The organism is Nostoc sp. UIC 10630 (genome assembly GCF_010747425.1).
GTDB lineage: Bacteria > Cyanobacteriota > Cyanobacteriia > Cyanobacteriales > Nostocaceae > Nostoc.
In genome coordinates this window covers 1-7268 of the sequence record NZ_JAAGOG010000307.1, presented here as the reverse complement: position 1 = coordinate 7268, position 7268 = coordinate 1, and the positions used below count along the sequence as shown (strand labels likewise).

Genomic DNA, 7268 nt, shown 5'->3' with positions numbered 1-7268 from the left:
ATTTTTATTTATATAACTTTTGTAGTAAAAATATTTATTTTGTAAAAACGTGGCAAAATTAGCAAATCAAAAAAATTCTCTTAACAAAAAAACAATAAGTTTTAAAATACGACTTTTGGCAAATAAACCTATTACCTAAGAAAGTGTTAGCTTATATAGTTGCTAATTAAGCTGATAAATAAGCCATTTTATAAATGGGTATTTAATTGAGTGCAAGTGAGAAAATATTATGTTTCAAAGTGTTGCAACTATTTTAGGATTAGCGCCAATAACTTTAGCTCAGGAAGTACTAACTCCAGAAGAAGCATCAGTGCTTTTTTCTGGCCCTAAATTCTTAGTGGCATTGCTGGCTGGAGTTTCGATGGCATTTGCTTTTCAATTGTTATTCACCAACTTTTCAGTTGCTGTCGGAATTTCATCTTGGGAAATTGATTCAGATTCCGATGATGAATCAGAAAGTTTAGGTAAGACAATTCGTAAGGTTCAAGGCAAAGTTGGCGCTTGGGTGTTAATAACTGCGAGCATTGCATTATTTATTGCTTGCTTTCTAGCTGTAAAACTTAGCTTAATCGAAAGCGCATTCTTAGGATCAATTATTGGTGTAGTCATCTGGTCTACCTATTTCTCACTAGTAATTTGGTTGGGTTCATCAGCAGTAGGTTCTTTAATTGGTTCTATTTCTAATACTGTTACTTCTGGTTTTCAAGCTCTGATGGGTACAGCAACTGCTGGTATCAGTGCTAATACTGCGAAAAAACAGTTAGTTTCGACTGCCGAAGAGATTACAGCCGCAGTTCGGCGGGAATTAACTTCAGGTTTTGATTCTGAAGGGATTAAAAATACTCTCCAAAGTTCTTTAAGTTCTCTGCAATTGCCAAAGCTGGATGTTAAAGAAATTCGCAACCAATTTGACCAGCTTCTTAAAGATACAGATTTACAATCTGTTGCTAATAGCGATTTATTACAAAATGTTAACCGTCAAACATTTGTTGATTTAATCAGCACTCGCACAGATTTATCTAAAGAAGATATCAATGGCATTGCTGACCAACTTCAAGGTGCTTGGCAACAAGCTTTGAATCGTAAAAATCCTACAGAACAAGTAATTAATTTACTTAAGTCTGCTACTCCTGAAGAACTCAATTCTGAGCAATTGGGTGAACGGCTTCAACAATTGGTTACAGTTGGAAGTGGTAATGGTAATGGTGTAATTAAACAAGCTATTCGATATGGTTTGAGCGCTGCCGCACCAGCAGTTCTCGAACGGGTCAACCTTTCTAATATCGATGTGAACAAAATTACAAGTCAGTTGCAAAAGCTGAAAGAAAAAGTTCAAGATGTCGATGTCGAGCAAGTAACAGAACAATTTCAAAAGTTTAAAGAGCAAGCCACTGAGCAAGTATCTGCAAGACTACCAATATCACTTGAAAACACGATTAAATCAGATGTCGAAGATTACATATTGAATTCATTTCCTTGGCATTTTAACCGAATTACGCTAGTAGATGAATTTAAAGAAGTCATCTATGACGTAAACGCAGATCCGACAACTGTGAGACGGGAGTTAGAAGAAATCAATCAAGAATATTTCACCAACTTGCTGAACCAGCGAGACGATCTCAGTGAACCCAGGGTGAAAGAAATTGCTGAACAAATGGAAAGCGATCGCTTGGAAGTTTTAGAGACTGTAAAACAGGCCGAAGCGCGAGAAAAAGGGCAAAATTTCCGCACGCGCATCGAAGATTATCTCCGTTCCACTGGGAAAGAAGAACTCAATCCTGAAGGTATTGAACGGGACTTTGCCAAGTTAGTAGAAGATCCAGAAGCTGGGTTTGAAGATTTAAGTAGCCGCTTCGGACAATTTGACCGCGATACTTTTGTACAATTGCTTCAACAGCGTCAAGATGTCAGCGAAGAGGAAGCTAATAATATTGTTGGTCAACTCGAACGCAACCGCGATAATATCTTGAATCGTGCTAGAGAATTGCAAGAACAAGCAAAAGCGAAAGCCGATGAACTGCGTCAAAGAGTTGAAAACTATCTGCGGAATACTAATAAAGACGAACTCAATCCTGAAGGTATCAAACGTGAGTTTAGAATTTTACTAGACGATCCGCAAGCCGGAATTAGCCTATTACGATCGCGCTTATCGCAATTTGACCGCTACACATTGGTACAATTGCTCAGTCAGCGTCAAGATTTGAGCGAAGAACAGGTAAACCAAATTCTCGATCAAATTGAAGCTGTCCGAGATAGTATTTTGCAAGTACCGCAGCAGGCGAAAGAACAGTACGAAAAAACTACAAAAGCGATCGCTGAATATCTCCGCAATACCAACTTGGAAGAACTCGATCCCGAAGGTATTAGAAGCGATTTGGAAAAATTACTCGAAGATCCCAAAGCTGGAGCTTTAGCACTGCGCGATCGCTTATCTCATGTCGATCGAGAAACCTTGGTGCAACTCGTGAGTCAGCGCGGAGACTTGAGCCAAGAGCAAGTTAATCAGATCATCGATCGCGTACAAGATGCCATTGGTGATATTCTAAGAGCGCCACGGCGTTTAGCCAAGCGTACCGCTCAACAAGCTTTAGATTTTGAAGCCAATCTTGAAGAATATCTGCGTAATACCAACAAAGACGAACTCAACCCTGAAGGAATCAAACGCGATTTACAATTGCTGTTGTCTTCTCCCCGCGCTGGAATTGGAAGTTTGAGCGATCGCGCCTCAAAATTTGACCGTTCCACAATCGTGGCGCTGTTATCCCAACGTGAGGATATCTCAGAAGAAGAAGCTAACCGGATTGTCGATCAAATTGATTCTGTCCGGAGTTCCATTGTCGAACAATTTCAGCAGATTCAGCAGAAGGTGCAATCAGTGCTGGATGGAATTTTTGCCAAAGTTCGCAACTATCTTAACTCCCTGGATCGTTCTGAACTCAACTATGAAGGCATTAAGCAAGATTTTGCCAAAGTATTCGACGATCCGCAAGCTGGATTTGAAGCATTGCGCGATCGCCTCAGTGAATTTGATCGTGACACCTTAGTTGCTGTCATCAGTTCTCGTGAGGATATCTCTGAGGCAGATGCTAACCGGATTATCGACCAAATAGAAGCAGCGCGGGATGGCGTATTGCAACGAGCCGAACGCATCCAGAAAGAAACCCAAAAACGTTTGAAAGCGATCCAACAGCAAGCTAAAAAGCAAGCCGAAGAAAGCAAAAAAACCGTTGCCAATGCTGCCTGGTGGATATTTGGGACAGCGATCACTTCCCTTTGTGCCAGTGCGATCGCAGGTGCGATCGCTGTAACTGGGATAACTCTTCCTGGGTAAAATATCTCTGTCATCGATAATTTTAAGCAATAGAGAGTGGGATTCAGTTTATACAAATGAATGCCACTTTTTTTATAAGAATTTATCAGTAAGGATTAATTTAATTCCTAATGGTCAAAACAGAGTAAAAAACTGTGTTCAAGCCAGATTGATCCCCTTATTTCATTCAATAACTGAACATACATACAGTTATTGTAAGTTGTTACAAATGATAATTTATGGTGCAATAAAGAAAACATATATTGAATCGGCACACCTCTTAAGGAAGAGCTATAGAAATAACAACTGCCGTAAGATTAACATCCTTGCATTATTCAGATAATTTTAACTATATCTATTTCTACAAAGTATGGGCTACAGGCAATAGCACAGAGGCGTAACCAGCAGTCACTACAGATATTGATAACCTAATGGATTAAACCAGGCATATTACAGATGAACAATGATGAATTTAATTCAATGTGCCACCTCACAGAATGTCAGCAGGCAGAGGAGGTACTACAACAGCAAATTCAATGGCAGCGATTGGTGATGGCAATTGCCCAGCGCATCCGCCAGAGTTTGAATTTGGACAAGGTTCTCAACACCACTGTTACTGAAGTCCGTCAATTCCTGCAAGTAGATCGAGTGTTCATGTATCAGTTTGAACCAGACTACAGTGGGGTGGTGGTGGTAGAGTCTGTTGACGATCATTGGATTGCTATCCTGAATACCCAAGTTCAAGACACTTATTTGATGGAAACTCGCGGCGAGGAGTACAGACATGGGCGCATCCAAGCTATTGCAGATATTTATACAGCAGGTCTAACTGAATGCCACCGGGATTTACTTACTCAGTTTCAGGTCAGGGCAAACTTGGCGGTTCCAATTTTGCAAGGAAAAAAATTGTGGGGATTATTAGTTGCTAACCAGTGTGCAGCACCCCGCCAGTGGCAGACGTGGGAAATCGATTTCCTCAAACAATTGGCAGTACAGGTGGGTATTGCCATCCAGCAATCTCAACTTTATGAGCAGGTACATACTGAACTCGCTGAACGCAAGCGGGTGGAAGCTGGTTTAAGAGCGCGTGTACGCCAGCAGGCAGCTGTGGCTAAATTGGGTCAGTTAGCTCTGGCTAATATCGACCTTTACACATTAATGGACGAAGCGGTTGCCCTGGTTACTCAAGGCCTTGAGGTGGAATACAGTAAAGTTTTAGAAATGCTTCCAGATGAGAACAGCTTATTGTTGCGATCGGGAGTCGGTTGGCAGCCAGGGCTAGTGGGAAATTTTAAATTAGAATTAGGTGGAGGGAATGAGACTCAAGCTTCCTATACACTACTTTCCCATGAGCCAGTAATTGTTTGTGATCTGCGGAAAGAAACACGGTTTCAAGGGCCACCGTTATTGATTAACCACTCAGTGATCAGTGGCATTAGCGTTATCATTCAAGGTCAAAAACAACCTCTGGGTGTTTTAGGCGCACACACAACTAGACATCGAGAGTTTACCCAAAATGATATTCACTTTTTGCAAGCGATCGCTAATGTGTTAGCTACGACCATTGAGCGCAAATGGGCAGAACAGAAAATCCGCGAACAAGCAGCTTTATTAGATATCGCTTCTGATGCGATTATCGTGCGAAATTTCCAAAACCAAATTTTATTCTGGAATCAAGGTGCAGAACGTCTATATGGTTGGGAAGCTCATGAAGCTTTGGGAAAGAACCTGGAGGAGTTGCTGTGCAAAGAAAGCTCACAGCAGTTACAAGTGGCTTTAACAAATGTTACTAACTCTGGCTTATGGCAAGGTGAGTTACATAAAGTGACAAAGGGCGGCAAAGAAATTATCGTGGAAAGCCGATGGACACTGATGCGTGATGAAGCAGAGCAACCCAAATCCATCCTCTGTGTTGACACCGACATCACAGAGAAAAAACAACTCCTGTCTCAATTTCTCCGTGCCCAGCGCCTAGAGAGTCTTGGCACGTTGGCAAGTGGCATTGCCCACGACCTCAACAATATTCTGACACCCATTCTTTCCTCAGTGGAAATGTTAGCGCTCAAACTTCCCAATCTGGATGCAGGCAATCAACAACTGCTGAAGCTTCTTGACCATAACTCTAAACGGGCGGCAGATTTGGTCAAGCAAATTATGACTTTTTCTCGTAGGTCTGAAGGCAACGGCATTTCTTTACAAATAGAACACCTACTGTTAGAAATTGAGCAAATTGTCCAAAGCACATTTCCAAAATCGATCGCAATTATTAATAATCTACCTAGACATAAACTCTGGACTATCTTGGCAGATCCGACTCAAATTCATCAGGTGTTAATGAATTTGTGCGTCAACGCTCGTGATGCAATGCCCAAAGGCGGTACATTATCTATCTCTGCGGAAAATTTATTCGTTGATGAAAATTTTGCCAAGATGAATCTAAATGCTCAGGTGGGCCCTTATATAGTCATAACTATTTCAGATACAGGATTTGGGATTTCTCCAGTAATTTTGGAGCGAATTTTTGAACCATTTTTCACAACCAAAGAACCAGGCAAAGGCACTGGCTTAGGTTTGTCAACTGTGATTGGGATTGTCAAAAACCACAATGGTTTTGTGAAAGTGTCTAGTGAGGTAAGCAAAGGTTCCCAATTCCAAGTGTACCTACCAGCTTTGAACAAAAGTACAAAGCAACAAGCAGAGAACTTGGAATTGCCCAATGGCAACGGAGAATTAATTCTAGTTGTAGATGATGAAGCCGCTATCCTGGAGATTAGCAAAACTTTGCTAGAAGACCACAACTACAAAACCCTGATAGCTATTAATGGCATCGAGGCAATCTCATTATATGCCCAGCATCAAAATCAAATCAGTATGGTGTTGATGGATATGATGATGCCGTCAATGGATGGGTTAACTGCAATTGGCATAATGAAACAAATGAATCCACAAGTTAAGATTATGGGCATCAGCGGCATGGTGACAGACAGCCAAATAGTTGAGGCTGCTAACGCTGGTATCAATATATTTTTGAAGAAGCCTTACACTTTCCGTCAATTATTACACGCTATTAACGACTTCTTGAGCGAGCCATAGTCTTAAAAATGGGGGTTAGCTTGGGTTAAGGGTAAAAACTAAAACTGGCGTAGATTGGGTTAAGGAACGAAACTCAACATTATCAAGACTTTGTTGGGTAACGCTGACGCTCAACCCAAGCATATTGCAATACGGTTCAGTCAAGAGCTACTGGCAAAAATTTTGGGTTTTCGAGACGCGATAAATCGCCGTCAAGACAAGTGTTTCGGTCTTATCTGAACTGGTATTGAAGCATATTGGGTTAGGGGGGATCTCTTGTGCGTAAGTCCTGGTTTTAATAGAAAATTACCAATGCTTACTCATGTTCGATCGCGCTGCGTATACATGAGAAAATCAGGTAATACAATCGCAATACAAGCGATCATGCCAGGGAAGGAAAAAAGATGTCGGAGAATTTGAGAAGCCAAGTAGTAACGCAAGGAGTGCAGCGATCGCCAAATCGAGCCATGCTGCGTGCAGTTGGTTTTAAAGATGAAGATTTCAACAAAGCCATTGTCGGTATAGCCAACGGTTACAGCACCATCACCCCCTGCAATATGGGGATCAATCAACTGGCACAAAGGGCAGAAATTGGGATTAAAACCGCCGGAGCAATGCCACAAATGTTTGGCACAATTACCATTAGTGACGGAATTTCGATGGGAACCGAAGGGATGAAATATTCCCTAGTATCGCGGGAAGTCATCGCTGATTCCATTGAAACCGCCTGTACCGGGCAAAGTATGGATGGTGTACTAGCCATTGGCGGTTGTGATAAGAATATGCCAGGAGCAATGCTAGCGATCGCCCGGATGAATATCCCAGCAATATTCGTTTACGGTGGCACAATTAAACCGGGTCACTACAACGGACGCGATTTAACCGT

At 41.6% G+C, this 7268-nt stretch carries 3 protein-coding genes; all 3 read left to right on the top strand.

The features are described from left to right. The first annotated feature begins 229 nt into the window (after window positions 1–229). Window positions 230–3331: an MFS transporter gene (locus tag G1O98_RS35795; protein WP_163938873.1), complete on the top strand. Its 3102-nt coding sequence runs from the start codon at window positions 230–232 to the stop codon at window positions 3329–3331. Window positions 3332–3766: 435 nt separating this feature from the next. Further along, a complete protein-coding gene (locus G1O98_RS35790) occupies window positions 3767–6403 on the top strand; it encodes a GAF domain-containing protein (RefSeq protein ID WP_163938871.1) in 2637 nt (878 codons plus the stop codon). Window positions 6404–6786: 383 nt separating this feature from the next. Then, window positions 6787–7268: dihydroxy-acid dehydratase (locus G1O98_RS35785; RefSeq protein WP_175586995.1), on the top strand; the 482-nt coding region annotated here is incomplete at its 3' end.